This is a genomic window from Ruegeria sp. CK3, assembly GCF_056536565.1.
In genome coordinates, this window is the sequence record NZ_JBQFPV010000008.1 from 301,612 (window position 1) to 326,598 (window position 24,987).

30 protein-coding genes are annotated in these 24,987 nt (G+C 60.4%); 12 read left to right on the forward strand and 18 right to left on the reverse strand.

Annotated features, from left to right (window positions below; all coding sequences use genetic code 11):
• Positions 1 to 10: 10 nt before the first annotated feature.
• Complete coding sequence (locus tag ACR0C3_RS14280) at positions 11 to 2,368, reverse strand: mechanosensitive ion channel domain-containing protein (RefSeq protein WP_480759035.1); 2,358 nt, start codon at positions 2,366 to 2,368, stop codon at positions 11 to 13.
• Between the two features lie 273 nt (positions 2,369 to 2,641).
• Between ACR0C3_RS14280 and ACR0C3_RS14285 the strand changes: the two genes are divergently transcribed.
• Genes ACR0C3_RS14285 through ACR0C3_RS14315 form a run of 7 tightly spaced genes read left to right on the forward strand, consistent with a single transcriptional unit; the run spans position 2,642 to position 9,136 of the window.
• Positions 2,642 to 3,856: a glycosyltransferase family protein gene (locus tag ACR0C3_RS14285; RefSeq protein ID WP_480759036.1), complete on the forward strand. Its 1,215-nt coding sequence runs from the start codon at positions 2,642 to 2,644 to the stop codon at positions 3,854 to 3,856.
• Positions 3,853 to 5,100, forward strand: coding sequence for a glycosyltransferase (locus ACR0C3_RS14290; protein ID WP_480759037.1), 1,248 nt, complete (start codon positions 3,853 to 3,855; stop codon positions 5,098 to 5,100). Before ACR0C3_RS14285 ends, ACR0C3_RS14290 begins: the two co-directional genes overlap by 4 nt.
• Positions 5,100 to 6,176 carry a glycosyltransferase family 4 protein gene (locus ACR0C3_RS14295; protein WP_480759039.1) on the forward strand — a complete coding sequence of 359 codons (1,077 nt, stop codon included), beginning with the start codon at positions 5,100 to 5,102 and terminating at the stop codon, positions 6,174 to 6,176. Before ACR0C3_RS14290 ends, ACR0C3_RS14295 begins: the two co-directional genes overlap by 1 nt.
• The gene (locus tag ACR0C3_RS14300; RefSeq protein ID WP_480759041.1) at positions 6,173 to 6,757 is read left to right on the forward strand and encodes a histidine phosphatase family protein; all 585 of its coding nucleotides are present in this window, start codon (positions 6,173 to 6,175) and stop codon (positions 6,755 to 6,757) included. Before ACR0C3_RS14295 ends, ACR0C3_RS14300 begins: the two co-directional genes overlap by 4 nt.
• The gene (locus tag ACR0C3_RS14305; RefSeq protein ID WP_480759042.1) at positions 6,754 to 7,896 is read left to right on the forward strand and encodes a glycosyltransferase family protein; all 1,143 of its coding nucleotides are present in this window, start codon (positions 6,754 to 6,756) and stop codon (positions 7,894 to 7,896) included. Before ACR0C3_RS14300 ends, ACR0C3_RS14305 begins: the two co-directional genes overlap by 4 nt.
• Positions 7,893 to 8,663, forward strand: a complete 771-nt coding sequence (locus ACR0C3_RS14310; protein ID WP_480759043.1) for a polysaccharide deacetylase family protein — start codon at positions 7,893 to 7,895, stop codon at positions 8,661 to 8,663. Before ACR0C3_RS14305 ends, ACR0C3_RS14310 begins: the two co-directional genes overlap by 4 nt.
• Positions 8,660 to 9,136, forward strand: coding sequence for a class I SAM-dependent methyltransferase (locus tag ACR0C3_RS14315; protein ID WP_480759044.1), 477 nt, complete (start codon positions 8,660 to 8,662; stop codon positions 9,134 to 9,136). The genes ACR0C3_RS14310 and ACR0C3_RS14315 overlap by 4 nt, the downstream gene beginning before the upstream one ends.
• Here the strand turns inward: ACR0C3_RS14315 and ACR0C3_RS14320 are convergent, their stop codons facing one another.
• Entirely contained in the window at positions 9,137 to 10,279 is a 1,143-nt protein-coding gene (locus tag ACR0C3_RS14320) for an alpha-D-ribose 1-methylphosphonate 5-triphosphate diphosphatase (RefSeq protein WP_480759045.1), read from the reverse strand.
• 53 nt (positions 10,280 to 10,332) lie between these two features.
• Here ACR0C3_RS14320 and ACR0C3_RS14325 point away from each other — a divergent pair, with 53 nt between their 5' ends.
• Positions 10,333 to 11,016 (forward strand): DUF1045 domain-containing protein, encoded by a 684-nt coding sequence (locus ACR0C3_RS14325; protein ID WP_480759047.1) that lies wholly within the window; start codon positions 10,333 to 10,335, stop codon positions 11,014 to 11,016.
• Here the strand turns inward: ACR0C3_RS14325 and ACR0C3_RS14330 are convergent.
• Genes ACR0C3_RS14330 through phnG form a run of 9 tightly spaced genes read right to left on the reverse strand, consistent with a single transcriptional unit; the run spans position 10,998 to position 16,866 of the window.
• Positions 10,998 to 11,546, reverse strand: coding sequence for a phosphonate metabolism protein/1,5-bisphosphokinase (PRPP-forming) PhnN (locus ACR0C3_RS14330; protein ID WP_480759048.1), 549 nt, complete (start codon positions 11,544 to 11,546; stop codon positions 10,998 to 11,000). The genes ACR0C3_RS14325 and ACR0C3_RS14330 overlap by 19 nt on opposite strands.
• Positions 11,543 to 12,226 (reverse strand): phosphonate C-P lyase system protein PhnL, encoded by a 684-nt coding sequence (phnL, locus tag ACR0C3_RS14335; RefSeq protein ID WP_480759050.1) that lies wholly within the window; start codon positions 12,224 to 12,226, stop codon positions 11,543 to 11,545. Before phnL ends, ACR0C3_RS14330 begins: the two co-directional genes overlap by 4 nt.
• A 22-nt stretch (positions 12,227 to 12,248) precedes the next feature.
• Complete coding sequence (gene phnK / locus ACR0C3_RS14340) at positions 12,249 to 13,019, reverse strand: phosphonate C-P lyase system protein PhnK (RefSeq protein WP_480759051.1); 771 nt, start codon at positions 13,017 to 13,019, stop codon at positions 12,249 to 12,251.
• A complete protein-coding gene (locus ACR0C3_RS14345; protein WP_480759053.1) occupies positions 13,016 to 13,876 on the reverse strand; it encodes an alpha-D-ribose 1-methylphosphonate 5-phosphate C-P-lyase PhnJ in 861 nt (286 codons plus the stop codon). Before ACR0C3_RS14345 ends, phnK begins: the two co-directional genes overlap by 4 nt.
• Positions 13,873 to 14,148 (reverse strand): hypothetical protein, encoded by a 276-nt coding sequence (locus ACR0C3_RS14350; RefSeq protein ID WP_480759054.1) that lies wholly within the window; start codon positions 14,146 to 14,148, stop codon positions 13,873 to 13,875. Before ACR0C3_RS14350 ends, ACR0C3_RS14345 begins: the two co-directional genes overlap by 4 nt.
• Positions 14,145 to 14,741 (reverse strand): HAD family hydrolase, encoded by a 597-nt coding sequence (locus tag ACR0C3_RS14355; protein ID WP_480759055.1) that lies wholly within the window; start codon positions 14,739 to 14,741, stop codon positions 14,145 to 14,147. Before ACR0C3_RS14355 ends, ACR0C3_RS14350 begins: the two co-directional genes overlap by 4 nt.
• Positions 14,738 to 15,829 (reverse strand): carbon-phosphorus lyase complex subunit, encoded by a 1,092-nt coding sequence (locus tag ACR0C3_RS14360; protein ID WP_480759056.1) that lies wholly within the window; start codon positions 15,827 to 15,829, stop codon positions 14,738 to 14,740. Before ACR0C3_RS14360 ends, ACR0C3_RS14355 begins: the two co-directional genes overlap by 4 nt.
• Before the next feature lie 3 nt (positions 15,830 to 15,832).
• Positions 15,833 to 16,408: a phosphonate C-P lyase system protein PhnH gene (gene phnH, locus ACR0C3_RS14365; RefSeq protein WP_480759058.1), complete on the reverse strand. Its 576-nt coding sequence runs from the start codon at positions 16,406 to 16,408 to the stop codon at positions 15,833 to 15,835.
• The gene (phnG, locus tag ACR0C3_RS14370) at positions 16,408 to 16,866 is read right to left on the reverse strand and encodes a phosphonate C-P lyase system protein PhnG (RefSeq protein ID WP_480759059.1); all 459 of its coding nucleotides are present in this window, start codon (positions 16,864 to 16,866) and stop codon (positions 16,408 to 16,410) included. The genes phnH and phnG overlap by 1 nt, the downstream gene beginning before the upstream one ends.
• Positions 16,867 to 16,969: 103 nt before the next feature.
• On the opposite strand from phnG, the gene phnF reads away from it, so the two are divergent.
• Positions 16,970 to 17,680: a phosphonate metabolism transcriptional regulator PhnF gene (phnF, locus tag ACR0C3_RS14375; protein WP_480759060.1), complete on the forward strand. Its 711-nt coding sequence runs from the start codon at positions 16,970 to 16,972 to the stop codon at positions 17,678 to 17,680.
• A 140-nt stretch (positions 17,681 to 17,820) separates the two neighbouring features.
• Here the strand turns inward: phnF and ACR0C3_RS14380 are convergent, their stop codons facing one another.
• From ACR0C3_RS14380 to phnC, 5 genes are all read right to left on the reverse strand, one after another.
• The gene (locus tag ACR0C3_RS14380) at positions 17,821 to 18,435 is read right to left on the reverse strand and encodes an LbetaH domain-containing protein (protein WP_480759061.1); all 615 of its coding nucleotides are present in this window, start codon (positions 18,433 to 18,435) and stop codon (positions 17,821 to 17,823) included.
• Between the two features lie 16 nt (positions 18,436 to 18,451).
• Positions 18,452 to 19,810: a phosphonate ABC transporter, permease protein PhnE gene (phnE, locus tag ACR0C3_RS14385; RefSeq protein WP_480759063.1), complete on the reverse strand. Its 1,359-nt coding sequence runs from the start codon at positions 19,808 to 19,810 to the stop codon at positions 18,452 to 18,454.
• Positions 19,807 to 20,688: a phosphonate ABC transporter, permease protein PhnE gene (phnE, locus tag ACR0C3_RS14390; protein ID WP_480759064.1), complete on the reverse strand. Its 882-nt coding sequence runs from the start codon at positions 20,686 to 20,688 to the stop codon at positions 19,807 to 19,809. Before phnE (ACR0C3_RS14390) ends, phnE (ACR0C3_RS14385) begins: the two co-directional genes overlap by 4 nt.
• Before the next feature lie 66 nt (positions 20,689 to 20,754).
• Complete coding sequence (gene phnD / locus ACR0C3_RS14395; protein WP_480759065.1) at positions 20,755 to 21,657, reverse strand: phosphonate ABC transporter substrate-binding protein; 903 nt, start codon at positions 21,655 to 21,657, stop codon at positions 20,755 to 20,757.
• A gap of 67 nt (positions 21,658 to 21,724) precedes the next feature.
• Positions 21,725 to 22,546 (reverse strand): phosphonate ABC transporter ATP-binding protein, encoded by an 822-nt coding sequence (phnC, locus tag ACR0C3_RS14400; protein ID WP_480759066.1) that lies wholly within the window; start codon positions 22,544 to 22,546, stop codon positions 21,725 to 21,727.
• 168 nt (positions 22,547 to 22,714) lie between these two features.
• Between phnC and rpe the strand changes: the two genes are divergently transcribed.
• Complete coding sequence (gene rpe / locus ACR0C3_RS14405; protein WP_480759067.1) at positions 22,715 to 23,401, forward strand: ribulose-phosphate 3-epimerase; 687 nt, start codon at positions 22,715 to 22,717, stop codon at positions 23,399 to 23,401.
• 7 nt (positions 23,402 to 23,408) lie between these two features.
• Here rpe and ACR0C3_RS14410 read toward each other — a convergent pair whose 3' ends face one another.
• Positions 23,409 to 23,840, reverse strand: coding sequence for a MarR family winged helix-turn-helix transcriptional regulator (locus ACR0C3_RS14410; RefSeq protein ID WP_480759068.1), 432 nt, complete (start codon positions 23,838 to 23,840; stop codon positions 23,409 to 23,411).
• A gap of 78 nt (positions 23,841 to 23,918) precedes the next feature.
• Here ACR0C3_RS14410 and ACR0C3_RS14415 point away from each other — a divergent pair, with 78 nt between their 5' ends.
• The gene (locus ACR0C3_RS14415) at positions 23,919 to 24,287 is read left to right on the forward strand and encodes an antibiotic biosynthesis monooxygenase family protein (protein ID WP_480759070.1); all 369 of its coding nucleotides are present in this window, start codon (positions 23,919 to 23,921) and stop codon (positions 24,285 to 24,287) included.
• A 21-nt stretch (positions 24,288 to 24,308) separates the two neighbouring features.
• Positions 24,309 to 24,758 (forward strand): hypothetical protein, encoded by a 450-nt coding sequence (locus ACR0C3_RS14420; protein WP_480759071.1) that lies wholly within the window; start codon positions 24,309 to 24,311, stop codon positions 24,756 to 24,758.
• A 125-nt stretch (positions 24,759 to 24,883) separates the two neighbouring features.
• Here the strand turns inward: ACR0C3_RS14420 and ACR0C3_RS14425 are convergent.
• Positions 24,884 to 24,987, reverse strand: a 104-nt coding sequence (locus ACR0C3_RS14425; protein WP_480759078.1) for an EF-Tu C-terminal domain-related protein, incomplete at its 5' end; no start/stop codon positions are given.

Sequence of the window (24,987 nt, forward strand, 5' to 3'; positions counted from 1 at the left end):
GGAGAACCGTCTAGCGGTCGTCGCCGCCCGGTCCGATATCGTCCAGATAGTCCTCGTCAATCGCTGCTTGCACCGCGCCAGTCACTGCCTCGCGCTGTTTCGGGGTCAGATCTTCGGCCTCTTTGCCATCGGCAAGACGAACGGTCACCTCACGATGTGCGAATTTGATGCCTTCGCGAGCAAATAGCTCTCGGATATCCTGATACACCTTCTTGCGCACCAGCCACTGATCGCCCGGCTTGGTCATGAACTTGACCCGGATGATCATCGCCGAATCTTGCATCTCGATTACGCCCTGCGACTTCAAGGGCTGGATGAAGTTATCTCCGATCACCGGATCGCTCAGCAACTCCTGACCCAGTTTCTTGATCAGTTTCCGCACCTTCTCGACATCCGTGTCATAGGTCACGCGCAGAGGTAGCTTCATGATCACCCAGTCGCGCGAATAGTTGGTCAGAACCTTGATCTCCCCGAAGGGAATAGTGTTCAGCGCCCCCAGGTGGTGGCGCAGTTGGAACGAGCGGACCGAGATTTTCTCGACTGTCCCTTTTACATCCCCAATGTCGATATATTCCCCTTTGCGGAAGGCATCATCCAACAGGAAGAAAGCGCCCGAGAAGATATCGCGCACCAAGGTTTGCGACCCGAACCCGACAGCCAGACCAACCACACCGGCACCTGCGAACAGAGGGCTGACGTTGATGCCCAACTCCATCAAAACAATCAGCACAATCGTCACAACAACTACCGCAAGGATCGCCCCACGGAACAAGGGCAGCAAGGTGGCCAAACGGCTCTGCCCGCCTTCACCGCCTTCATCGCCCAGCTCGGCCTCGGACCCATCATCAGACTCCTCGGCGATTTTGCTGTCGATCCAGATACGGAAAAAATTGAACAGGATGTAACCGATGAACAGGATCACCATCACGTCCAACGCGCGCCCGATTGGCAGATCCTCGCTCCAGCTAGCGTCAGGGTTCCAGATCACCACCAGCGCGTAGCTACCAACGACAAAGGCCAGAATGCCAGCCACTCGGCGGGCCAGGTCCTCATAGGTCAGAATGGCGTGTTTGCGTTGTACCGCCTCGGGCGACGGTGCCTCTGCCTCGATCTCTGCCTCGGCGTTGATCTGTTCGATCTTGCGGTTGCGATCGAAATAACGCTCCAGCAGATAGTTCATCGCGCCATAGGCCACGACAACCGACATGAAGATCGCATAGCTGCTGGCCACAATCGGGACCGAGTTTTCATTCTCCAGCACCAGATCCACGGCTAGTTTGCACCAGCTGAAAGCAATGTAGACGATCAGAACCGGCGCCCAGGCAAACGAGATAAACCGCAAGATCCAAGACACCTGACCGGGCACGCGTCCGCCCCGGATCGCGTTCGAGATCGCGCCCGCATTGAACAGGATCATCAGAACATTCAACAGCGCCCCGAACAGGGTCAGGCACCCATAGACCAAAGCGTAGACGTTATAGTTCAGACCGAAATCCGCCACCCAGGTCGAAAACAGAACGACCGAAACGTCATAGGTCGCCACCGCCGATGCCCAGATATACAGCCGCTTGGCGTGGCGGTCCGAAAAGGGCGGCAGGCGATACTGGCTCAGGTAAGGTGACAGCACCATTCGCCACAGGTCCGAGATCGTGCGCGACAGGAAAAAGGCCGTGAAGATCGCGGTCACGGTAAACTGGATCGAGATATCTTCGGCCTCGCCAAAAAACAGATAGCCCACGATCAATGCCATCAACATGGCAAAGATCGTGCCGCCGATCCCCATCACGAAGCGGTACACGAGAAACGGCATCTTCTCGCGATAGCCCTGCGGGTTCTCCTTGATCCGCGCCACGACCCAGCGCTTGGCGATCCGTTTGCCATAGATCTCGGTTGAGAGCCACCGCCCCAACAGCAGGAAGAGGATGTTCCAGCCCAGAACCTCGACATAGGTCTGGATACGGCCATCTGGGCTGGTCTGACGCAGGATATACTCCACTTCGAACACCGAATAGGGCAGTGCCTCAAGGCGTGATTGGACCGATTCACGGAACTTGGTGAATCGCGCCTGTGTCCGCATCAGTTGCGAGGCCTCCGCCATGGGGTCAGCCTCAGCCGATTCCGCTTCGGGCTGCTCACCCGCGGTGGAGACCAGATTGCCCGAACTATCGATGACGATGACGCTGGCACCTGCCTCGGTGGCGCTGCGGATCGCGTCGGCGAGATCACTGTCGTTGGTTGCAGTCTGTTCCGTTGCGGAACCCGAGCCATAGCCCGGTATCAGCGCGGTCTGCGCTGTCGCACTGGCTGGAAACGCCAACAACAAAGCCCAAAATGCAAAAAGCGTCGCGGCCAGAAAGTTCGGTTTCATAGGGTCTTGCATCCAATTTCTTCACTGGCGCACACCGTACAGAACCTGTTGGACGTGTTCAAATCCTCCCGCCCGCCTGTTTTCGCGCTTTGATCGAAACGGCAACGACTGGTGCAAATTGAACCCATATCCTCAATATCCTGTTGCCAAATCGCCATGTTTGGCACATTTGCAGGCGGGCGATTTCCCCTTTGGCAAGCGCGGCATAAGGATATACGGTAACGCTTGCATACGCGCGGATGTAGTACCCAGACCAATAAGACGGGCGACCCTATGAGCCTAGGCAAAAAACAAGACAATCCGGACCGCGCGCCGCGCCTGCTATTTTACAGCCACGATACCTTTGGGTTAGGCCACTTGCGCCGTTCGCGTGCGCTGGCGGCAGCGATGACTGAAGCCGACCCAAGAGCATCCGCGCTGATCCTGACCGGATCGCCTGTGGCCGGGCGTTTCACCTTTCCCCGCCGCGTCGACCATGTGCGCTTGCCGGGGGTAACCAAACGCTCGGACGGATCTTACGCGGCCCGCACGATTGGCATGGGCATTGATGAGGTGACCGAACTTCGCTCGAGCCTGATCAAGACAGCCGTTCAGCAGTTCGACCCCGACGTCCTGATCGTCGACAAGGAACCCACCGGTTTTCGTGGGGAGTTGCTGCCAACGCTGGAATTCCTCGAACAGTCCTGCGACACCAAGCTGGTTTTGGGCCTGCGCGATGTTCTGGACGAGCCTGAGGTTCTGGCCGCCGAATGGGATCGCAAAGACGCGATCGCTGCTACCGAGCGGTTCTATCATGAAATCTGGGTCTATGGGTTGCATTCGATCTACGACCCGACCGAGGGTCTGCCGCTCAGCGCCGCGGCCCGATCACGCCTGCACTGGACCGGCTATCTGCGCCGCGACCTCGGCCCGGTCGGAGAGCCCCCGGAACAACCCTATATCCTGATCACGCCCGGTGGCGGCGGCGACGGCAAAGCGATGGTCAATCTGGTCCTCTCGGCCTACGAACAGGACCCGACCCTGTCGCCCCGCGCGGTGCTGGTCTATGGGCCCTTCCTGTCAGGTGAGTCGCGCGATGAATTCGAAACCCGCGTGGCCGCGCTGAACGGGCGCGTGACGGCGGTCGGGTTCGAATCCCAGATCGAAACGCTTTTTGCCGGGGCGGCGGGCGTTGTTTGCATGGGTGGCTACAACACGTTCTGCGAGGTGCTGTCTTTCGACAAACGCGCCGTCATCGTGCCGCGCACCACGCCTCGTTTGGAACAATGGATACGCGCCTCGCGCGCCGAAAACCTTGGCCTTGTCCGCATGCTGGACGAACAGCGCGACGGCTTGACGACCGACGCCATGATCCGCGCCATCCGCGAATTGCCGCGCCAGCCCCTGCCCTCGCAGGCGATCAGCGACGGCTTGCTGGACGGGCTGGACTATGTAACAGGCCGCATCGATGCGCTGCTGCACCGGGAACAGGAACGAGCGACCGGATGACATCCCAAGACCCGAAACTCGCGGTGCTGGTCAAAGGATGGCCGCGCCTGTCCGAGACGTTTATTGCACAAGAACTGGTCGCCTTGCAGGAGGCTGGCCATCAGTTTGACATCTGGTCCCTACGTCACCCGACCGACACCAAACGCCACCCCCTGCATGACCGGTTCAAGGGGCAGGTGCACTATCTGCCTGAATACCTCTATCAGGAACCACAGCGCGTCTGGGCCGCACGGGCCATCGCCCAGCGCCTGCCAGGCTATGCCGAGGCCTACCGCGTGTGGCGGCAAGACCTGCGCCGCGACCCGACCCACAACCGCATTCGCCGCTTTGGACAGGCCTGCGTTTTGGCGGCTGAGCTACCGGACACGACGCAGGCGCTCTATGCCCATTTCATGCACACGCCCTCATCGGTGGCGCGCTATGCCGCCATCATGCGTGGTGTACCGTGGAGTTTTTCGGCCCACGCCAAGGATATCTGGACCTCGCCCGAATGGGAAAAGCGCGAAAAGCTGCAAGCGGTGACCCATGGGGCCGCCTTTGGGGCTACCTGCACCGCCATAGGCGCCGCCCATCTGCGGGAGCTGGCCGATGACCCCGCACGCGTTGACCTGATTTACCACGGGTTGGACCTTGCCCGCTTCCCAAGCCCGCCAAATCGGAAACTACGTGCAGCGAATGGGCCGTTTCACATGATCTCGGTCGGGCGACTGGTCGAGAAAAAGGGCTTCGATCGGCTGATTGATGCATTGGCCTTGCTGCCCGAGACGCTGGACTGGCACTGGACCCATATCGGCGGCGGCGCTTTGGGGGACATTCTGCGCGCCCGCGCTATGGCAGCCGGCATCGCCGACCGGATCAGCTGGAAAGGCGCTTGCGATCAGCCCGAAGTGATCGAAGCCATGCGCGCAGCCGACCTTTTCGTCCTCCCCAGCCGCATTGCAGAGGATGGCGATCGCGATGGGTTACCCAATGTGTTGATGGAGGCTGCCTCGCAACTCCTGCCGATCCTGTCGACGCCGGTGTCCGCGATTCCTGAGTTCATCTCCTCAGGCACACACGGCATCTTGACGGATGACGACCCAAAGGCGCTGGCCAACGCGATGCTAGCACTGGCGAGCGATCCCACCACCACCGCCGAAATGGCCCGGGCCGCCTATGACCGTTTGCTGGCCGAGTTCCGGATGGACCCGGGTATCGCGCGGCTTTCGGATCGGCTGAACGCTTTGTGCCTGGAAACGGTCTGATGACTCGCGTGGCGTTCTACGCCCCCATGAAATCCCCACACAGCCCGACCCCTTCGGGCGACCGCGAGATGGCGCGGAACCTGATCACCGCCCTTGCCGCCGAGGGGGATCACGTCGACCTTGTCTCCGAGCTGCGGATCTACGACAAACACGGAGATACCTCCAAACAGCACGCCTTGCGCGCGGCGGCCAAAGCCGAAACTCAGCGCCTGATCGCCGAATTGCCGCAAGACACTCAGCTTTGGGTGACCTACCACAACTACTACAAAGCCCCGGACCTGGTTGGCCCAAAGGTCTGCGCGGCGCGGCGGATTCCCTATGTTCAAATGGAAAGCACACGGGCCAGCAGCCGCCTGAAGGGGCCTTGGGCCGGATTTGCGCAATCCGCCCACGAGGCCTGCGATGCGGCCAACGTGATTTTCTATCACACCGCAAATGACCTGATCACGTTGGAACGCGACCGTTTTGGCACTCAGGCTCTGGTCGAGTTGCCACCGTTTCTGCCGATCACTGATTTGCCCCCTCAGGCCGCTGCCGAGGGTCCGATGCTGGCCGTCGGCATGATGCGGCACGGGGACAAGCTGGCCTCATATCAGCTGCTGGCCGAAGCTCTGACGCTCCTTACCGGCGATTGGAAGTTACAGATCGCAGGAGACGGACCGGCCCGAGGCGAAGTTGAAGCACTCATGGCTCCGTTCGGCGAAAAGGTCACGTTCCTTGGCCAACTGGACCAGGAGAGCCTGGGCCACCTCTATCAGAACTCGGGGTTTCTGGTCTGGCCCGGCGTCAACGAAGCCTACGGCATGATCTACCTCGAGGCTCAGGCCGCAGGCCTGCCTGTGGTCGCGCAAGACCGCCCCGGCGTGCGTGACGTGCTTTCGGCTTCGGACTACCCCAGTGTCGGTCAAGGGACGCAAGGACTGGCCCGGCGCGTGCAGTTCCTCTTGCAGAACGGCGAAAAACGGCAACGCTTGGGGATTGAGGCCCGCAAATACGTGGCTGATCGCCACCTGATGCCCGGTGCAACGCGTCGGTTCTGGCAGACCATCCGCCCCATGCTGGAGGTTTCCGCATGACCAGACTGGCCTTGCTGCGACACGGTCATACGCCGTGGAACCGCGCCGGACAGATTCAGGGGCGTAGCGACATCGCGCTGGACCCCGAAGCGCGGGCTGAACTGTCCGGATACGCCCTGCCCGCCTCTTGGGAGCAGGCTCAGATCTGGGCCAGCCCGTTGCGGCGCGCGCGTGAGACGGCGCAGATCGTCTCGGGCCGCGCCCCGATAACCAGCGATGCTTTGATCGAGATGAACTGGGGCGATTGGGAGGGTCTGCGCGGTGTAGACCTGATTGCAGACCCGTCCAGCGGCTACCGGCATATCGAAGACTGGGGTTGGGACTACCGCCCGCCAAATGGCGAAAGCCCGGCTGAGGTTGCAGATCGTCTCGCGCCTTGGCTGGCGGAACTCCAGCAAGACGCCCTGGCCGTATGTCACATCGGCATCATGCGGGTCATTCTGGCGCGCGCCTGGGGATGGGATTTTGAAGGCCCCGCCCCTTTTAAAATCAAGCGCAACAGGCTCTATGTCGTCGACATGGAGACAATGACGCCCGAAGCGGAGCCGGTCCGCCTGATCAAGCGCGAGGCCACGACATGAGAGTGATGCTTGTCGTCACCCATCTGTTGGGAACCGGGCACCTGAGCCGAGCCTTGACGCTGGGGCGTGCCTTTGCGGGTGCCGGCCATGAGGTGATGATGGTTTCTGGTGGCATGCCAGCGCCTCAGCTTGACAGCACGGGCCTGACGCTGTTTGGTCTACCGCCGCTGCGCTCGGATGGGACCAACTTTACCCGGCTGTTGGGTGAGGACGGCGAAGAGGCTGATGAAACCTATCGCAACGCGCGGACCGTGGCGTTGGTTGAGGCCGTCCGCGCGTTCCAGCCGGACGTGCTGATCACCGAGCTTTTCCCCTTTGGCCGTCGCGTTTTAACCGGTGAGTTCGAGGCTGCACTGACCGCCACGCGGGCACTGCCGCACAGCCCCGTCATCCTCAGCTCAATCCGCGATATTCTGGCGCCGCCGTCCAAACCCTCCAAGGCTGAACGGGCCGATGAGATTATTGACACGTTTTATCACGGTGTTCTGGTTCACGCGGATGAACGTATCACACCGCTGAGTGTCAGCTGGCCCGTCTCGGAGCGGCTGTCCGGGTATTTGCACTATACCGGCTTTGTCGCGCCGGTTGCGCCGCAGCCCCATCCGGACGGTGTTGGGACGGGAGAGATTCTGGTTAGCGCGGGGGGTGGATCGGTGGGGCAGCCGATCTTTCGCGCGGCCATCGAGGCCGCCCAAAAGATGCCCAACAGGCACTGGCGCCTGTTGGTGGGCGGGCGTGATGCAAAGTCGCGCATTTCCGAACTGTCCCAGTTGGCCGAAGGCGCACCTGTTGTCATCGAACCCGTGCGCCCGGATTTTCGGCACATGCTCCCTCATGCGGCAGCATCAGTGAGCATGTGCGGCTACAACACCGCGATGGACCTGCTGCAATCGGGTACTCCGGCGGTGATGGTGCCCTTTGATGACGGCAATGAAGTGGAACAAAGCTTGCGCGGGCAAAGCCTCTCTGCGCTTTCGGCGATGGAGGTTCTTCCCAGCAAAGACCTTGACGCGACCCGCCTTTCCGAGGCCCTGGAGCGGGTGATTTCTGACGTACCCCGTTCGACGCAGGGCTTTGGCTTCGACGGAGCACAGCGCAGCGTTGAGATCGCTCAGAGGCTCTGGGACGCGCGCCGATGATGGTAGACTGGCACATATTGGACGAAGAACTGGCCATTTGGCGCGAGCAAGGGCTGTCTTTTCCGCTGTGGTGGCGAGACGACGATGCGATTGCTCCGACCGCTCAGTTGGACCAACTCTCCGCTTTGTCTAAACGGCTTGGGATTTCGGTTCACCTGGCGGTCATCCCGCGTGATGCGACATGCGAACTGGCGTCTTACATGGCGCAACGGCCGAACCTGATACCGGTTGTCCACGGCTGGGCGCATGAAAACCACGCTCCGCCAGAGGAAAAGAAATCCGAATTTCGGCTACACCGTCCCATGGAGACGATCTTGCAGGACGCCGAGGCCGGTATAGCGCGCCTGCGGTCTCTGTTTCAGGATAGATTGCGTCCCATGTTCGTCCCTCCATGGAACCGTATCGCGCCGGAGATTGCCGCGCGTCTGCCCGATCTTGGGTATGAAATCCTCTCGACCGCGACCCCTCGAACATCAGCGCAGGCCGCGTCGGGGCTGGAGCAGGTGAATACCCATATCGACCCGATCGACTGGCGTGGCAGCCGGGGCTTGGCGGATCCTGCTGCGCTGATCCAGAAAACCACCGCGCTGCTGCGGAATCGCCGGGAGGGGCGCTCTGACAACAGCGAACCGCTCGGCGTATTGACCCATCATCTGGTCCACGATCAAGACATCTGGGCCTTTACCGAAGCTTTGCTGAAACACCTACTGGACGGGCCGGCGACCCTCTGGACCGCCCCCAGACACGGAAACGGAGACCCCGAATGAGCCGACTGGATTCCATGCTGCGCCGCCTGACCGCGCAACGCGACGGGCTGAACTGGGCCGCTGCGAAGATCGCTGATCAGAAAGGCGACGTGCTGGACATGGGGTTGGGCAATGGGCGCACCTATGACCACCTGCGTGAAATCCTGCCCGAGCGCCGCATTTGGGTGATGGATCGCGTTCTGCAATGCCACCCCGACAGCACTCCGCCAGAACAGGATTTCCTGCAGGGCGAGGCCGAACCTATGCTGCAAAAGCTTGCCAGCGCAGGCCACAAGATGGCGATGGCGCATTATGATTTTGGACGAGGGATCAAGGCGGATGACGTGGCCGAGGCGGCGCGCCTCAGCCCTATGATCGCGCAGGTGATGCAGCCCGGAGGGTTGCTGATCTCGGGCCAGCCGCTGGTCGGTTTCGATCAGATCGAAGGGCCTGAAACCATCGCTCCGGACCGCTATCTGTTCTACATGGCCTGATCAGGCGACGCGCCGCCCCCGCGACCAGACCGCATTCAGGGCGGGAACACCTGCCCGCATGCGGAATCGGATCAGGTCCGCACGGGCACCTGTGCGCAACACGCCTCGGTCGCCTAGCCCCACGGCCTGTGCCGGGGTTTGGGTCACAGTCCGCAACCCACGCGCCATGTCGTCCCACATCTGCCCGAGCCGCACGGCCGACAGCAGCAGCGCCGAGGGCACGTAGTCAGACGAGATAATGTCCAGATGGCCCAGCTCGGCCAGTTCCTGCGCCGCGACATTGCCCGAATGCGACCCGCCCCGGATGATGTTCGGCGCCCCCATCATCACCTTGATATCGTGCGAGTGGCAGGCTTGGGCAGCTTCGACCGTTGTCGGGAACTCAGCCAGACGAATGCCGTGACCTGCGGACACCTGGACCTGCTCTTCCGTCGTATCATCGTGGCTGGCCAAAACTGCGCCAAAGCGGTTGGCAGCCTTAACGGTCTCAACCTCATGCTTTTCACCATTGCGGTCACGCAGCCCTTTCAGATGGGCCACATGTTGCATGAACGTATCATCGTCCATGGCGTATTTGCCCTTCATATAGGCCTCAAGCTTCGAGAGATCGCGAAACTGCCTCTGACCCGGCGTGTGATCCATGATCGAGACAAGACCAACGCGGTCCTCGGGGCCGAACTCGTCCAACTCCTCGACCAGAGTTTCGGAACACACCTCGGCTCTGAGATGTAGGAAGTGGCTGATCTTCAGCGCATCCTGTTCACGCAGGTCCCAGAGTTCCTGCGACAGGCCGCGCGCATATTTCAGATACCGGGCCGAGCCTGAGGGGATGGACCCGATCCGCATTGCGTCAAACACGGTGGTGATCCCGGTGCTTGCCAGCTCGGCATCATGGGCGAGGATCGCGGCGGCGTGGGGCCAGTCGACCTTGGGGCGTGGCTGAATGTGACGCTCAAGGTTGTCCGTGTGCAGCTCGACCAGACCCGGGCTGATATAGTCGCCTTCGCAATCGATCGCCCACGCAGGGACCGAAGCGCCTGTGTCGATATCCGCAATGCTGTCTCCTACGACCCGAACACTCCCCGTGACGGTTTCGTGCGGCAGAACGAGCGTGGCATTGGCAAGGATCATTTCTTCTGTCATCTGAACTTCACACATTTTGAGCTATTGAACGGGCCACGCAATAGGAGGCCAATGTGACATTCACGCGATACGCGATCTACTATGCCCCCCCTGCCGATGCAGAGTGGACGCAATTTGCAACCAGCTGGCTGGGCTGGGACATGGAGACCGGGGCACCGGTGGCGCATCCCGCCGTGGACGGCATCGAGGTTGCATCCGTCACCGAAGTGCCGCGCAAATACGGGTTGCACGCGACGATGAAACCTCCGTTCCGGCTGCGCGACGGGCAGACGGTTGAGGCGCTCTACGACGCCTGCGCTACGCTGGCCGTACGCCATGCGCCGGTCTCGCTGGACGGGCTTGAGATCGCGCGGCTGGGCCGGTTTCTGGCCCTGCGCCCGGTCGGAGAGACCCATGCCCTGAACGCCCTCGCCGCGGCCTGTGTGCAAGAGCTTGACGGGTTCCGCGCGCCTGCGTCCGAGGCCGAACTGGCCCGCCGCCGCGCGGCGAATCTGACCCCGGAACAGGACGTCAATCTGGTGCAGTGGGGCTACCCTTACGTGTTGGAGGCCTTCCGCTTCCACATCACGCTGAGCGGTAAACTGGCCAAACCCGTTCTGGCGGAAGTCGAAGCGGCTTTGGGCGCGCATCTGGCCCCGAAGTTGCCCGCGCCCTTCCGGATCGAGGATCTGGCCCTGATGGGCGAGGCCGAGGATGGACGTTTTCACCTGATCCATCGCTACGCCCTTTCCGGCTGAAGCCGCGCAAGGATCGCGCTGATCGTATCGTCAAGCACGCCCGAGTTGTCGATCTCGATCACTCGGTGCAACCCTTCGGGCAGCGGCGCTTTGGCGCGTCCAAGGCGCTTGGCTTGTTCTTCCGTAGTTTCGCGCCCGCGCGCTGCAAGGCGTTGTTCCAGAACCTTTGCGTCAGCGGTCAGGGAGATCACAATGAGGTCCCCGAACACTTCCTGCGCTTGCAGCAGAACCGCGCGCGAGAAATTGACCAGAACAGCCCGACACTGCGTGCGCTGTTCCGCGATCTGCACCGGCACACCGTAATGCAGCCCATGCGCTTGCCAGTGCATCGAGAAGGCACCATCCAGCACCATCTGCTCAAACACTTCGACCGAGACCCGGTCGAAATCCTCGCCCTCTTCCCCTTCGGGCCGCGTGATCACGCGGCGCAAGCGCTGGATTCCAGAGGCGCGGGCCTCTAGCGCGGCCATGACGCTGTCTTTGCCCACACCTGATGGGCCAACAACCGCTATGACGGGCGCAAGGCTCATACCGCCTGTCCGGGCGTGAATTCCGAGACATCTAACGAGCGGTCGCACACACGCTCACGCGCCTCGACGTCGTGGAAAATCCCAACAATTGCGGCCCCGCGGACCTTGGCCTCTTCGATCAGCGACAGAACCGTTTCACGGTTCTGCGCGTCCAGGCTGGCCGTCGGTTCGTCCAACAGCATCGCCGGGGAGTCATGCGCAAAACCGCGCGCGATGTTCACGCGCTGCTGCTCACCGCCCGAAAACGTGGTCGGGCTAAGTGACCAGAGCCGTTCGGGAATGTTCAACCGTTTCAGCAATCCCGCCGCCTTGTCCAAAGCGGCTTGCCGGTCAGAGCCCAGCGCCAAAAGCGGCTCGGCCACGACCTCAAGTGTAGGGACCCGAGGGACAACCCGCAGGAACTGGCTGACATAGCCCAGTGTCTCACGCCGCAGCGCCAGAATCTCACGCGGTTGGGCTTTGGCAACGTCCAACCCACCCACCAGCACCGTGCCAGTGGCCGCGAGGTAGTTTCCATAAATCACCCGCATCAAGGTGGATTTGCCCGCGCCCGACGCGCCGGTCAGAGCAACGCATTCACCGGGGGCCACCTTTAGCGAGGCACCCTCCATCACCGGAATGACCGCGCTGCCCTGATTGTGCAGGGTAAAGCTCTTGCTGACGTCTGTAAGCTCAATCATCGCTTCATCTTTTCCCAAATACTCAAACCTGCAGAACGCTGGACACAAGCAGCTGCGTGTAGGCATGTTGCGGGTCGTCCAGCACCTGATCGGTCAGGCCGGTTTCCACCACATGCCCGTCTTTCATTACCATCAAGCGGTCCGCCAACAGGCGCACAACGGCCAGATCATGGGTGACGATGATTGCGCTCAGCCCCATCTCACGCACCAATCCGCGCAACAGATCCAGAAGCCGCGCCTGAACCGAAACGTCCAGCCCTCCGGTCGGTTCATCCATGAACACCAGCCGAGGCCCAGTCACCAGATTGCGCGCGATCTGCAGGCGCTGCTGCATCCCGCCCGAGAACGCAGTGGGGCGATCATCGACCCGAGCCTCGTTGATCTCGACGCGGCCCAACCAGTCGATCGCCTTGTCGCGGATGTCGCCATAGTGACGATCGCCAACGGCCATCAGGCGCTCGCCGATATTGCCGCCAGCACTGACCGACATGCGCAAGCCGTCGCGTGCGTGTTGATGGACAAAGGCCCAATCTGTGCGGCTCAGCATCCGCCGCTCGGGCTCGGACATGGTGACCGTATCCACCCGACCGTCTGTACGAGTGTCAAAGATTACCTGCCCCGCATCGGGTTCTAGGTGACCCGCCAGGCAATTCAACAACGTCGATTTTCCCGACCCACTTTCGCCGACGATCCCCATTACCTCGCCCGGATAGAGATCGAAACTGACATCCGTACATCCGATCCAGGCGCCGTAGCTCTTTTCGATGTCCTTGACTTGCAACAGCGGGGTCATGCCGCGTCCTCTCTGGTCATGGGGCCTTGGTGGCCCGCCTCGCGACGCGACCGGCAGTAGTCCGTATCCGAGCAGACAAACATCCGGTTGCCCGCGTCATCCATGATGACTTCGTCCAGATAGCTGTCCTCGGCCCCGCACAGGTCGCAGGGGTGATCCGCTTTGGAGGCCTCAAACGGGTAGTCCTCAAAATCGAGGCTGACGACTTTGGTATGGGGCGGCACCGCGTAGATCCGCTGTTCGCGCCCCGCGCCGAACAGTTGGATCGCGTCCATTTCCAGCTTCGGGTTGTCGAATTTCGGGATCGGCGACGGGTCCATCACATAGCGGTCAGACACTTTGACCGGATAAGAATAAGAGGTCGAGATCGCGCCGTGCTGGCTGATATCTTCGTAGAGCTTCACATGCATCAGCCCGTATTCCTCAAGGCTGTGCATCTTTCGCGTCTCGGTCTCGCGTGGTTCGAGAAAGCGCAAAGGCTCAGGGATCGGGACCTGATAGACGAGGATCTGATCCTCAGTCAGCTTTGCCTCGGGGATGCGGTGGCGGGTCTGGATGACGGAGGCTTTCTCAGTCTCTTCCGTGGTCGCAACACCCGCGGTGTTTTCAAAGAACTTGCGGATAGAGACCGCATTGGTCGTGTCATCCGCGCCCTGGTCAATCACCTTGAACGTATCGTCGGGCGTGAGCGTTGCTGCCGAGACCTGAACACCACCGGTCCCCCAGCCATAGGGCATCGGCATCTCACGGCTGGCGAAAGGCACCTGATACCCCGGAACCGCCAACCCTTTGAGGATCGCCCGGCGGATCATCCGTTTGGTCTGTTCATCCAGATAGGCGAAGTTATACTCGCTCATAACATTTTGTTCCTTTTGACAAATCGAACGGAGAGCAGATTTTGATCGGCATTACTTTTTTTGAGATCGCGCTTATCGTCGGCATATTGGTATTCATCATCTACATTTGGCGACTGCCCACGCGGAACCGGCACCGTCAGCGGGGTCACGGCGTCGACAACGGCTCGGGCGGCTCGTGGTATAGTGGCAGCAATGATTTTGGTGGCGGCGACTGCGGCGGCGGTGGTGGGGGCGATTGAACCCGAACCGACAAAGCTAAGGCACAGGTTCATAGCAAGCCTCTTTCAGTCAACGCGGCATCTAAAGCCTGTGGCGAGGTGAAATGAATGGCGTCCATACCTACAGCCCGCGCACCTTTGACATTATGCAGGCCGTCGTCGATGAACACGCAGTCTTCGGGCGCGTGGCCGGATCGCTCGCACAGGATCTCGAAAATCCGGGCGTCGGGCTTCATCACGCCTTCCTGACCCGACACGACTAGGGTGCCAAAGACCTCGCCCAACCGTGGTTGCGCCTTCAGCCCCTCGGGCCAGGTTTCCGCGGACCAGTTGGTGATGGCGTGGACCGGCGTGCCTTGCGTCTTCAGGCGCTCCAGAACGTCCCACGTGCCGTGGATCGGTGTCTCGACCGTACGGGCGTAGAGGTCGACATAGGCTGCGAACAGCTCCTGATCGCGCGGGTCAGAAAGCTCCTGCGCCATATCGGCGAAGCGCTCTCCATTGTCGCCCCTTGCGTTGCGCACCAGAAAATCTGTCCTTTTGATGAAGGCATGGGCGGCGTCTTCCGACCCCAGCTCCTCGACCCAGGCCAGATGCGGTTGCCAATCGACAAGTACGCCACCAATATCAAAAACCACCGCTTTCATTCTGCAGCCTCCTTGGGTGCTATTCGTTCTTCCGCCTCGCGGCGCAGCTTGCGCACGAGTTCCAGTTCGGATTGGAAATCCACGTAATGCGGCAGCTTGATGTGTTCGAGGAACCCGGTGGCCTGAATATTATCCGCATGGCTGAGGACGAATTCCTCATCCTGCGCAGCGGCCCCTAGATTGTCCTCGCCCAACTCTTTCCACCGCAACGCCCGGTCGACCAATGCCATCGAGATCGCCTTTCGTTCGGACTGACCAAAGACCAGACCATAGCCACGGGTGAACTGAGGCGGTTCCGTCTTGGAACCCTGGAACTGGTTGACGGTTTCACATTCGGTCAACTCGACCTCGCCGATATCAATGGCGAAACCAAGCTCAGGGATGTCCATCTCGACCGCAACTTTACCGATCCGCAATTCACCCACAAAAGCGTGGTTACGGGCGTAGCCACGTTGAGTTGAATAGGCCATACCCAGAACGAACCCCTCATCCCCGCGGGTCAGAGCCTGCAAACGCAGAGGCCGGTTCGACGGAAACTCCATCGGTTCCCGCGTCAGGTCGCCCGGTGCGTCCTCGCTGAGAGGCTCGTCCTGAATAACACCCTCACCCTTGAGGAAGCTGGTGATATGCGGTGTCGGTTCCTGCCGGGCGTCGCCTTCGGGCGCGGGGGCAACCTCTCCATCGGCGGCCAGTTTGAAATCCAGCAGCCGGTGGGTGTAGTCGAAGGTCGGCCCCAGCACCTGCCCGCCCGGCGCGTCCTTGAACGTGGCCGAGACGCGGCGGTCGCAGGCCATATCCCCCGTCTTGACCGGGTTGGAATAGCCAAAGCGTGGCAGCGTGGTGCGATAGGCGCGGATCAGGAAGATCGCTTCAATCAGATCCCCGCGTGCCTGCTTGATCGCCAGCGCGGCGAGGTCCGGGTCGTACAGGGACCCCTCGGCCATAACCCGATTGACCGCAAGCCTTAGCTGTTCGCGGATTTGCGGGATGCTCAGATCGGCGATGTCGGTATCGCCCCGGCGCTCTTCGGCCAGCCAGGCATGGGCGTTTTCGATGGCCTTTTCGCCACCTTTGACAGCTACATACATCGGTTATCCTTCGGCCTGAATCTGCGTGCTGCGTGGCAAGGCTGCGACCTGATCCCCGCAGGTGAAGAAGAAGTCACAACCCAATGGGTAGAGCATCGCGTTGCCCTGCAGCGCCGCGATATCCGGCAGCGACAGACGCGCCGTGGTCTTGATCCCGGGGCCGCTCAGAACCGCACCCTTGGGTGTGAGCGCATCACTCTCAACAATCAAAGTGGCCGAGCGGTCGGGATATTCGGACGTGCCGATCCTGTAGTCGCTCAGAGGCATCAGGTCAGACCAGCGGCCCACGGCGAAATCCGCTTTCGACGCCTCGACGATTGGAGCACCTGTATGAAACCCGAGCCATTGACGCATGTCCGGCGTATCTGCCGCGCCCGCCAGATAAACCCCTGTATCCGCATCGCACAGAGTCAGCAGCAGAGTACCTGCCGCGACCGATAGCGGTTCCGGAGGTTCCGCCCCGACCAGCGTTCTGATCTCACCGGGGCGCGCCATCACGGTCATCGCGGTCCGAAACGCGTACGCAGAATCGCGCGGGGCGTCCTGAAATCCACCTGAAAAATGCGATTGTGCGTTCATCAGTCCTCTCCCCGGACCAGCGTGAAGAACTCGACCTTGGTGGCCGCCGCTTTTGCCGCACGCGCGTTGCGGGTATCCTGCATCTGGGTCTTGAGCGGAGTGATCACCAGCTCGGTCAGACGATCCGCTGCCTCGGTCTGCATCAGCGCGTCGATCAGTGCGGCGGCCTCAGCCTTGGGCTTGGAACGGCCCTGGACGTAGCCATGCCCCACGGTGCCGTTCTCCAACGCCAACGAGCAGCGCGTGACCGTCATTTCACCCAGATTGAACGGAGCGCCAATCGCGCCTGCACGACCGCGCACCATCACACCGCCAATCTCGGGACTGCGCAGCCATTTGAACGATGGACGATCCGCCACCCTGTCCCAAAGCAGCATCATCGCATCCTCGGGGGCGCGGGCCAGCAGGCCCATCCACTCCTGACGCGTGATCCCGTTGCTTTTCATCTGTTCTGTCATCGAAAGCCCTTGTCGCGGTTGTCTACTGAAACTATACAACTAGACAAATATTATCCTGCATCCGCCTGTCAGGCAATCCATGAGACCGTGAAGTTTTGATGACATGAGCAAAACACCGATTTGGAAGAGCATAGCGCTCAGCCTGACCTCGGATATCGCCGAGGGACGCTTTGGCACGGGTGACCGGCTGCCGACCGAGGCGCAGCTGGCGGCAACCCACGGAGTCAATCGCCATACAGTCAGGCGCGCGCTAGCCGAGCTGGCAGAGCAAGGTTTGGTTCAGCCTCGGCGCGGGGCGGGTGTCTTTGTCACCGCGCGGCCAACGGATTATCCGATTGGCAAACGAGTTCGATATCACAAGAGCATTTCCGCCAGCGGCAAGATACCGGGCAAGCGCATCCTGTCTCTGACCACCCGCGCTGCGGATGAGGCCGAAGCCGAAGCACTGGCTTTGCAGCCCGGCGATCCAGTTCATGTTTATGACGGCTTGTCTTTGGCGGATGGTCAACCCATCGCGCTGTTTCAAAGCGTCTTTCCGGCGCTCAGACTGCCTGAAATCCTCACCCACTTGACCGAAACCCAATCCGTCACCAAGGCGCTTCAACTCTGCGGTATCGAGGATTTCACACGGACATCCACACGGCTAACGGCCCGCGCTGCCACAGCGACGCAGGCGCTGCACCTGAACCTTAATGAAGGCGCGCCGATCCTGCATTCGCTTGGGATCAATGCGGCCCCAGATGGGCAACCGGTCGAGTATGGAAAAACCGTTTTCGCCGGTGAGCGCGTAACCCTGACGCTGCACGAGACCTGATCCGGGGGTGCTCCCACCCGTCTTCAACCTCCTCTCGGAGGCCTCATCCTGTTGGTGGTCGCGCCGCGCAAAGCGAGGCGCTGGGCCTAAGGCCGCCAATGGGTATCGGCGTAGCCGATTCACATGCGGGCGCGGGAGGTTTACTCGTATTTCTCCAGAAACGCCTCAATGTGCAACGCGCGGAAATCCGGCAGCACGTCGCGCAATCTATCGTGGCTCCAATCCCACCAGGCCAGAGCAAGTAGCCTCTCTGACACCTGCTCGGAAAAGCGACGCCGGATCGGTTGCGCGGTCACCCCGGCAACGATCGTGTAGGGGGCGACTTCCTTGGTCACGATCGCACCGGACGCCACAACCGCCCCGTGCCCGATCTTCACCTCGGGCTTGATGATCGCTGCGTGGCCGATCCACGTGTCATGGCCAATCGACGCCTGTCGCCCGGCGCGATGCGCAAACCACTCCGCATCGTCTTCCGCATCCTCCCAATAATCCGCTGAGCGATACAGGAAATGATGTAAGGAGGCTTTCTCAATCGGGTGATCAGTCGCGCCGATACGGGTGAAGCTGGCGATATTGGCGAATTTGCCAATCTCGGCATTGGCAATGTCACAGGTTCGGTCGCAATAGGAGTAGCCACCGAACCGCGAATTGGCGACCCGCGTCCCGGCGCCGATCTCGACATAGGCGCCAAAGCTGCTGTTCGAGATCTGACAGTCTGGATGGATGAAAGGCTGATCAGAGCGCAGGCGCGTCATCGTATTCCCCATCCGCTCAGGACTGCAGCTTGGCCGCGCCGCGCGGCTTGCGCTTTTTACCGGTCTCGCCCTGAATCAGACGCTTGCGCAACCAGCCCGAGAACCAATCCATCAGCATCACCATCAGAATGATGAGAACGATGTAGTACGCGACCTCTTCCCAGTCTTTCTGAGTGATAATCGCCTGCGTCAGCAAGAGACCAATCCCGCCACCGGTGATCGCCCCGATCACCGTCGCGCTGCGGGTGTTGGATTCAAGGAAGTACAAAAGCTGGCTGAGCAGAACCGGAGTAATCTGCGGGATCACGCCAAAACGATAGCGCTGCGGCGCATTGGCGCCGGTCGACTGGACGCCTTCGATCTGCTTGTTGTCGACATTCTCCAGCGCCTCCGAGAAGATTTTGCCGAAGGTGCCGGTATCCGTGACCAGAATGGCCAGCGCCCCTGTCAGCGGTCCCGGGCCAAAAGCACGCGCCAGAACCACGGTCCAGATCAACGCATCCACACCGCGCACGAAGTCAAACACGCGCCGCGTTGCAAAGCGGACCGAGCGCAGCGGGTTGAAGTTCCGCGTCGCAAGAAAGGCCAGAGGGAACGCAATCATGCCCGCGCCCAGCGTGCCGAGAAACGCCATCAGGATCGTCTCGAAAATCGCCCAAGCCACGTCCTGGTGCCGCCACATCTTGTTGGTCCAGAAGTCATTCACGATCGCGCCTGCCTCACCGGATACCGCGAGGCTCACGAGCTCGGGGAAGGACTTGCCGTAATAGGGGCTGTCGAGCGTGAACCAGAACAACTCCCACCCGGTGAAGTACCGGAACACCTCTGACCGGTTGCGGGTCACAGTCAGACGGCCTGCATCGGTTTTGATGGCCAGACGGTTCTTGGAGACATTGATCCAATCCGGAACTTCTCCGGAGGGTAATTCGGCCTGCACACCGGCCGACCGGCTGGGGGTTGCACGCACGGTGCCATAGCCGGGGATGTCATATTCGACGGTCTCAGGCCCGAAACGCACCACATGGCCGTCTTCCAGATCAATCACCGTGGTCTCACCCAGCGCGACCCAATCGGGCGCGGTGCCGTCGGGATAGCTCCCCTTCCGCTCACCCTCGATCGCGGCGGATACCTCACCAGTGCGGTTATCGCGTTCGATATGGGTCTTGTAGCTGTAGCTGTCCGCCACAAGCGTCTTGCCGTTTTCCCAGTTGGCCCGTTCGGTCAAACCCGGAACGTCGAAGGCAAAGAAGACGTAGATCAGATAGAGGGCAACCAGCCCCGGGAGCCCGAAATTCACGATGCGTTTACGGCTGAAAAGGCGGTCCGCTTCGGCCTTCAGGTCGTCAATCGACAGATCGTTGGCAAAGGTACTCATGCCGAGGCTCCTTTTTCCGACCCGTGGGTCAGACGGTCGCGCAGATAGCCAGAGATCTGATCAACGACCACAATAGTAACGAAGAGGAGGATGAAGATGGCCGCGGCCTCATCGTAGCGGCCCTGCCCCCAGGACATGGCGTTGCGCAGCTCATATCCCAGACCACCGGCACCGACAAAGCCAAGGATGGCGGAGGCGCGGATATTGATCTCAAACCGCAGCAAAGCATAGCTGACATAGTTCGGGCCGACTTGAGGGATCACGCCCAGATACATGCGCTGTGACCAGTTCGCCCCGACGGATTGCAGCCCCTCGACTGGTTTGAGCGAGGCGTTCTCGTTGACCTCAGAGAACAGCTTGCCCAAAGCACCTGCCGTGTGGATGGCAATGGCAATCATCGCCGGCACCGGCCCTCCACCCAGAATGAAGATCAGAACCAGAGCAATCACGATTTCCGGGATCGCGCGGCAGATATCCGAGATCCGACGGAACAGCGGGATCAATGCGGGCCAGAGCGCCATACCCCTTGTCGCCATCAGGGCCAGAAGCGTGCCCGCAATCGTCCCGATCAGGGTCGAGGCGGCGGCAATGTTGATCGTCTCGATCAGGGCCGGGAAGAACTCGACCAAATTGGCCGGCATCTCGGCGATCTTTTCCCACGCCTCGGACAGAACCTCGGACGGGTAGTCCAGAATCCGATGCCAGCCGTCTGTGAAACTGCCTGCATTGCGCTCATCAGCCGTGCGGAAGCCCGCTGCCATCAGAGCAACGAACAGGATCAGGAGAATACCACCATAGACCCGTTTGCGCCGCGTCATCGCGGTATAGTCGTCGCGAATCTGATCGACGCTATAGGACCCTGCCGAAAGGTCTGTCATGGAATGCTCCTGAGTGGGAAACGGGGTCCGGCATTTAGCCGGACCCCGCGTATAGAAGAGACAGGCTTAGTTGGACTTCAGCTTGCGTGCTTCGATGATGATTTCATAGGCGTCATGGGTGATCGGATCAAAGCTCTTGGCTTCGCCCGCGGCCACACCGTAGAAGCAATCCCGGTCTTTTTCCGACAGTGTATCCCACAGCTCGGTCACTTTGGCTTTGACGTCGGCAGGCAGGGCCTTGCGGACAACAACCGGACCTTCCGGGATCGGCTCGGATTTCCAGATCTGCACCAGATCGTTCATGTCGATCAGACCGGCATCAACGGCGCGGCGCAGGGCACCCGACTGGTAGCCGTCTTCCCATTCGCCCAGACCGTCGGCCCAGGTCACACCGCCATCAACGTCGCCGTTGTTCACGGCAACGATGGTCTGCTCATGACCGCCGGTGAACTTAACTTCACCAAAATAGTCGCCCGAATCCATCGTCGCGCCGGTGGCGGCAGGAATTTCGATCGACGGGATCAGGTAGCCCGAGGTCGAGTTGGGATCGCCGAAGCCAAAGGTCTTGCCCTGCATGTCTTCCAGCGAGGTGATGCCGCTGTCTTTGCGCGCAAACCCAATCGAGTGATAGCCGTAGCCGCCATCAGTGTTGACCTTGACCAGAACCGGCTCAACCGCTTCAGGATCGGACAGATAGGTTTTTGCGTAACCCGACGCGCCCAGCCAGGCTACGTCAATGGTGCCGCCCAGCAGGCCCTGGATCACACCGTTATAGTCGGCGGGGGCAAACAGCTTGGCAGGAACGCCCAGAGCCTCTTCGGTGTAGACGCGCAGGCATTCGTTGTTATTCAGACGGTCCTGAGCGTTCTCACCGCCCAGAATGCCGATACGCAGCTCGGAAATCTCCTGAGCCATTACAGGCGCGGCCATGGCAGTGGTCGCAACAAGGGCAGCAACTAGTTTTTTCATCTGTCTCTCTCCAGTTTGATGTTCCCGACCTCTCATCGGGCCGGGCGATGAAAGGGGTTGGGGTGGCTCAGACGGTTGCTTCGGCTTCCATCAGGGCCTTTTGCGTGGCGTCCAGCGTTTCGATCTCGGTCGAGGTTGCCTCTTCCGAGAAGCTGGCATCGGCGCCATAGATCTCGCGGGCGACACCGGTGGTCAGTTGCTCGGGCAGGCCGTCAAAGACGATACGTCCGTCGCGCATGCCCACCACGCGGTCGCAATAGCGCCGCGCAGTATCCAGCGTGTGCAGGTTGGCGATGACGGTGCGGCCGTCCTCTTCGTGGATGCGGCGTAGGGTCTGCATCACCACCTGAGCGTTCATCGGGTCCAGCGAGGCAATCGGTTCATCCGCCAGAATGATCTTGGGGTCCTGCATCAGGGCGCGGGCAATGGCCACGCGCTGCTGCTGACCACCCGAAAGCGCCTCGGCCCGTTTGGGCGCATGTTCCGCGATGCCCAGACGATCCAGAATGTCGATGGCGCGGTGGACCTCATCCATCGGGAACAGGTTGAACATCGTGCCCAGTGTCGAGTGACGGTTCAGCGTCCCGTGCAACACGTTCGACACCACGTCCAGACGGGGCACGAGGTTGAACTGCTGGAAGATCATCGCACAATCGGCCTGCCAGGCGCGCTTTTCACGACCCTTCAACTGAGTCACGTCGCGGCCTTGAAACAGGATCTCGCCATCGCTGGCATCCGTCAGACGGTTGATCATGCGCAACAGCGTCGATTTACCCGCACCCGATCGACCGATGATGCCGATCATGCAGGGCTTGTCCACGTCCAGCGTTGCGGTATCCACTGCGACATTCTCGCCGAAGCGTTTGGTCAATTTTTTGATGTGCAGCACGTGCCACCCCCAATTCGTGTTGGCGGGTAGCTACGGATTGCAATCAACGGATATGTGTCGGTTCAGTGAAAGTTTTGTAAACACCGCAGCCCGTACCATAGGGCCTACCCTTCAGGCTCATTCCCGGCTATACGCGCCCGCAACCCAGTTTCCTGCATGAGGCCCGCCATGAGCTTTGACCGTTCCATCAAGATCGCTCCGTCGATCCTGTCCGCCGATTTCGCCAATTTCGGAGCCGAAATTCAGGCCATCGAAGCCCAGGGTGCCGATTGGGTCCATGTCGATGTGATGGATGGCCATTTCGTGCCAAACCTGACCTTCGGCCCTCCGGCGGTCAAAGCGTTCCGCCCCCATGTGAAAACGGTGATGGATGTGCATCTGATGATCACGCCGGTCGATCCCTATATCCAGGCCTATGCCGATGCAGGCGCGGACATCCTGACTGCCCATGTCGAGGCCGGTCCGCATACACACCGCACCCTGCAAGCCATCCGCGCGGCGGGCATGAAGGCCGGTGTTGCCCTGAACCCGGGCACCCCAGCCGAGGCGGTCGATCATCTGCTGGACCTCACTGATCTGGTCTGCGTCATGACCGTGAACCCGGGCTTCGGAGGCCAAAAGTTCATCGACATGACCACCAAAGTCCGCAAGCTCCGCGAGATGATCGGAAACCGCCCGGTGCATATCGAGATTGACGGCGGTGTTGACCCAAACACAGCCCCGCTGGTCGCAGCAGCAGGCGCGGATGTGCTGGTCGCGGGATCGGCCGTGTTCAAGGGCGGGTCGGTAGATCAACCCGAGGTCTATGGCGAGAATATCCGGGCAGTACGTGCGGCAGCTGAGGGTGGGCTCTAGCGCCAACCTAGCCCTGACGCATGCCTGAAATGATCCGACGCATGAGGTCCAGGAGCTGACGCTGTTCAAAAGCATCAAGACCCTCAAGCGCCTGAGCGTTGACGCTGTGGGCGGCGTCATATGCATTTTGACGAAGTCTAGCGGCCTTTTCAGTCAACCAAATCAACTGCGCCCGGGCATCATTTGGGTTTTTGGTTCGCTTGACCAGCCCGTCCCGCTCCATCCGGTTGAGAGTATTTGCAAGGGTTGCCTGCTCGACATCGATCCTGCTGAGCAGGTCCTTTTGCGACACCCCATCTTTCTGCCACAGCTCCAACAGGATCGGGAACTGGCCGACAACGATACCCATTGGTGAGATACGCTGTTGCAGTTCTCTGGCGAACAAACGCGCCATGTGATTGATCAGATATCCGGCTGAGTCTTCTTTCCTGAATTCCATATCAAGCAAATACGCTTGCATAGCATGCTATGCAATATTATATAGCTTGCTATATTAATTCTTGAGAAAGGATCCAGAATGGCACGTATTGTAGAACTCGACAACGTTGCAAGCTTGGCCGATCAGATGGAAACTGACGAAGGCCCAGTTGTTTTGATCAACCTCTTCACGGTTGATGCGAAGGACGAAAACGCTCTGTTAGCCGCGTGGTCGCACGACGCTGAGTTCATGAAGTCCCAACCAGGATACATCTCGACACAGCTACACAAGGGCATCGCCAATAGCTCAACCTTTGTGAATTACGCCGTCTGGCAAGACGTTAAGAGCTTTCGCCAGGCCTTTACCAACCCTGAATTCCAGCGCCGTATCGCCGATTACCCTGATAGCGCGGTAACGCGCCCGCACCTTTTGCGTAAGCTGGCGGTCGACAATCACTGTGTTGCTTAAGTGACGGACGATGAGGGACACATGATCAAAACAATCCACCCGATCGCTGGAGTCGTTGGTTTTCTGACGATTCTGACCTTCTGGACATCGACTCTGTATAGTGAACTTTTTACCTCATACGCGACCGTTGCTTTTGTGAAAGCGAGCGTCGTCAAGGGGCTGTATTTGCTTGTACCTACCATGATAGTCCTCGGGGCGACCGGCATGTCGATGGGACGGCGCCGCAAAGATGCGCCGGCTGTGGCAAAGAAGAAGAGAATGCCCATCATCGCAGCCAACGGGCTTCTGATCCTTGTGCCTGCCGCCATCTACCTGAACGCAAAAGCCGGAACCGGAGCGTTTGACACCAGCTTTTACGTTGTGCAGGTCATCGAGTTGATTGCTGGAGCAGCCAACCTGACACTGATGGCGATGAGCATTCGCGACGGTCGGGCGATGACCGCGCGAAGGCGTAACCTACAGAAAAAGTAGATCACACTTCCTGAATATACAAAGGCCGCCCCTTGTGGGACGGCCCTCTTTTGTTCAACCGAGTTGCTCTCGGCAGATTTTCCTTTGGAAAACCGCCTGCCGCAACCAGTCGCGGCAAGCGCGACTTATTCAGTGATTTTCGACACAACGCCGGCGCCGACGGTGCGGCCGCCTTCGCGGATCGCGAAGCGCAGGCCCTGCTCCATCGCGATCGGCGCGATCAGCTCAA

Bases quoted from the DNA above. Each gene is read 5' to 3' on its own strand.
- phnG (WP_480759059.1), bottom strand. From the start codon at position 16,866: ATGACAGAACAGATGAAAAGCAACGGGATCACGCGTCAGGAGTGGATG.
- ACR0C3_RS14420 (WP_480759071.1), top strand. From the start codon at position 24,309: ATGATCAAAACAATCCACCCGATCGCTGGAGTCGTTGGTTTTCTGACG.
- phnD (WP_480759065.1), bottom strand. From the start codon at position 21,657: ATGAAAAAACTAGTTGCTGCCCTTGTTGCGACCACTGCCATGGCCGCG.
- ACR0C3_RS14305 (WP_480759042.1), top strand. From the start codon at position 6,754: ATGAGAGTGATGCTTGTCGTCACCCATCTGTTGGGAACCGGGCACCTG.
- phnE (WP_480759064.1), bottom strand. From the start codon at position 20,688: ATGACAGACCTTTCGGCAGGGTCCTATAGCGTCGATCAGATTCGCGAC.
- rpe (WP_480759067.1), top strand. From the start codon at position 22,715: ATGAGCTTTGACCGTTCCATCAAGATCGCTCCGTCGATCCTGTCCGCC.
- ACR0C3_RS14280 (WP_480759035.1), bottom strand. From the start codon at position 2,368: ATGAAACCGAACTTTCTGGCCGCGACGCTTTTTGCATTTTGGGCTTTG.
- phnH (WP_480759058.1), bottom strand. From the start codon at position 16,408: ATGAACGCACAATCGCATTTTTCAGGTGGATTTCAGGACGCCCCGCGC.
- ACR0C3_RS14330 (WP_480759048.1), bottom strand. From the start codon at position 11,546: ATGAGCCTTGCGCCCGTCATAGCGGTTGTTGGCCCATCAGGTGTGGGC.
- ACR0C3_RS14360 (WP_480759056.1), bottom strand. From the start codon at position 15,829: ATGTATGTAGCTGTCAAAGGTGGCGAAAAGGCCATCGAAAACGCCCAT.
- ACR0C3_RS14355 (WP_480759055.1), bottom strand. From the start codon at position 14,741: ATGAAAGCGGTGGTTTTTGATATTGGTGGCGTACTTGTCGATTGGCAA.
- ACR0C3_RS14285 (WP_480759036.1), top strand. From the start codon at position 2,642: ATGAGCCTAGGCAAAAAACAAGACAATCCGGACCGCGCGCCGCGCCTG.
- ACR0C3_RS14410 (WP_480759068.1), bottom strand. From the start codon at position 23,840: ATGGAATTCAGGAAAGAAGACTCAGCCGGATATCTGATCAATCACATG.
- ACR0C3_RS14315 (WP_480759044.1), top strand. From the start codon at position 8,660: ATGAGCCGACTGGATTCCATGCTGCGCCGCCTGACCGCGCAACGCGAC.
- ACR0C3_RS14345 (WP_480759053.1), bottom strand. From the start codon at position 13,876: ATGAGCGAGTATAACTTCGCCTATCTGGATGAACAGACCAAACGGATG.
- ACR0C3_RS14290 (WP_480759037.1), top strand. From the start codon at position 3,853: ATGACATCCCAAGACCCGAAACTCGCGGTGCTGGTCAAAGGATGGCCG.
- ACR0C3_RS14300 (WP_480759041.1), top strand. From the start codon at position 6,173: ATGACCAGACTGGCCTTGCTGCGACACGGTCATACGCCGTGGAACCGC.
- phnE (WP_480759063.1), bottom strand. From the start codon at position 19,810: ATGAGTACCTTTGCCAACGATCTGTCGATTGACGACCTGAAGGCCGAA.
- phnL (WP_480759050.1), bottom strand. From the start codon at position 12,226: ATGATTGAGCTTACAGACGTCAGCAAGAGCTTTACCCTGCACAATCAG.
- phnF (WP_480759060.1), top strand. From the start codon at position 16,970: ATGAGCAAAACACCGATTTGGAAGAGCATAGCGCTCAGCCTGACCTCG.
- ACR0C3_RS14415 (WP_480759070.1), top strand. From the start codon at position 23,919: ATGGCACGTATTGTAGAACTCGACAACGTTGCAAGCTTGGCCGATCAG.
- ACR0C3_RS14320 (WP_480759045.1), bottom strand. From the start codon at position 10,279: ATGACAGAAGAAATGATCCTTGCCAATGCCACGCTCGTTCTGCCGCAC.
- ACR0C3_RS14380 (WP_480759061.1), bottom strand. From the start codon at position 18,435: ATGACGCGCCTGCGCTCTGATCAGCCTTTCATCCATCCAGACTGTCAG.
- ACR0C3_RS14350 (WP_480759054.1), bottom strand. From the start codon at position 14,148: ATGAACCTGTGCCTTAGCTTTGTCGGTTCGGGTTCAATCGCCCCCACC.
- ACR0C3_RS14310 (WP_480759043.1), top strand. From the start codon at position 7,893: ATGATGGTAGACTGGCACATATTGGACGAAGAACTGGCCATTTGGCGC.
- ACR0C3_RS14295 (WP_480759039.1), top strand. From the start codon at position 5,100: ATGACTCGCGTGGCGTTCTACGCCCCCATGAAATCCCCACACAGCCCG.
- phnK (WP_480759051.1), bottom strand. From the start codon at position 13,019: ATGACCCCGCTGTTGCAAGTCAAGGACATCGAAAAGAGCTACGGCGCC.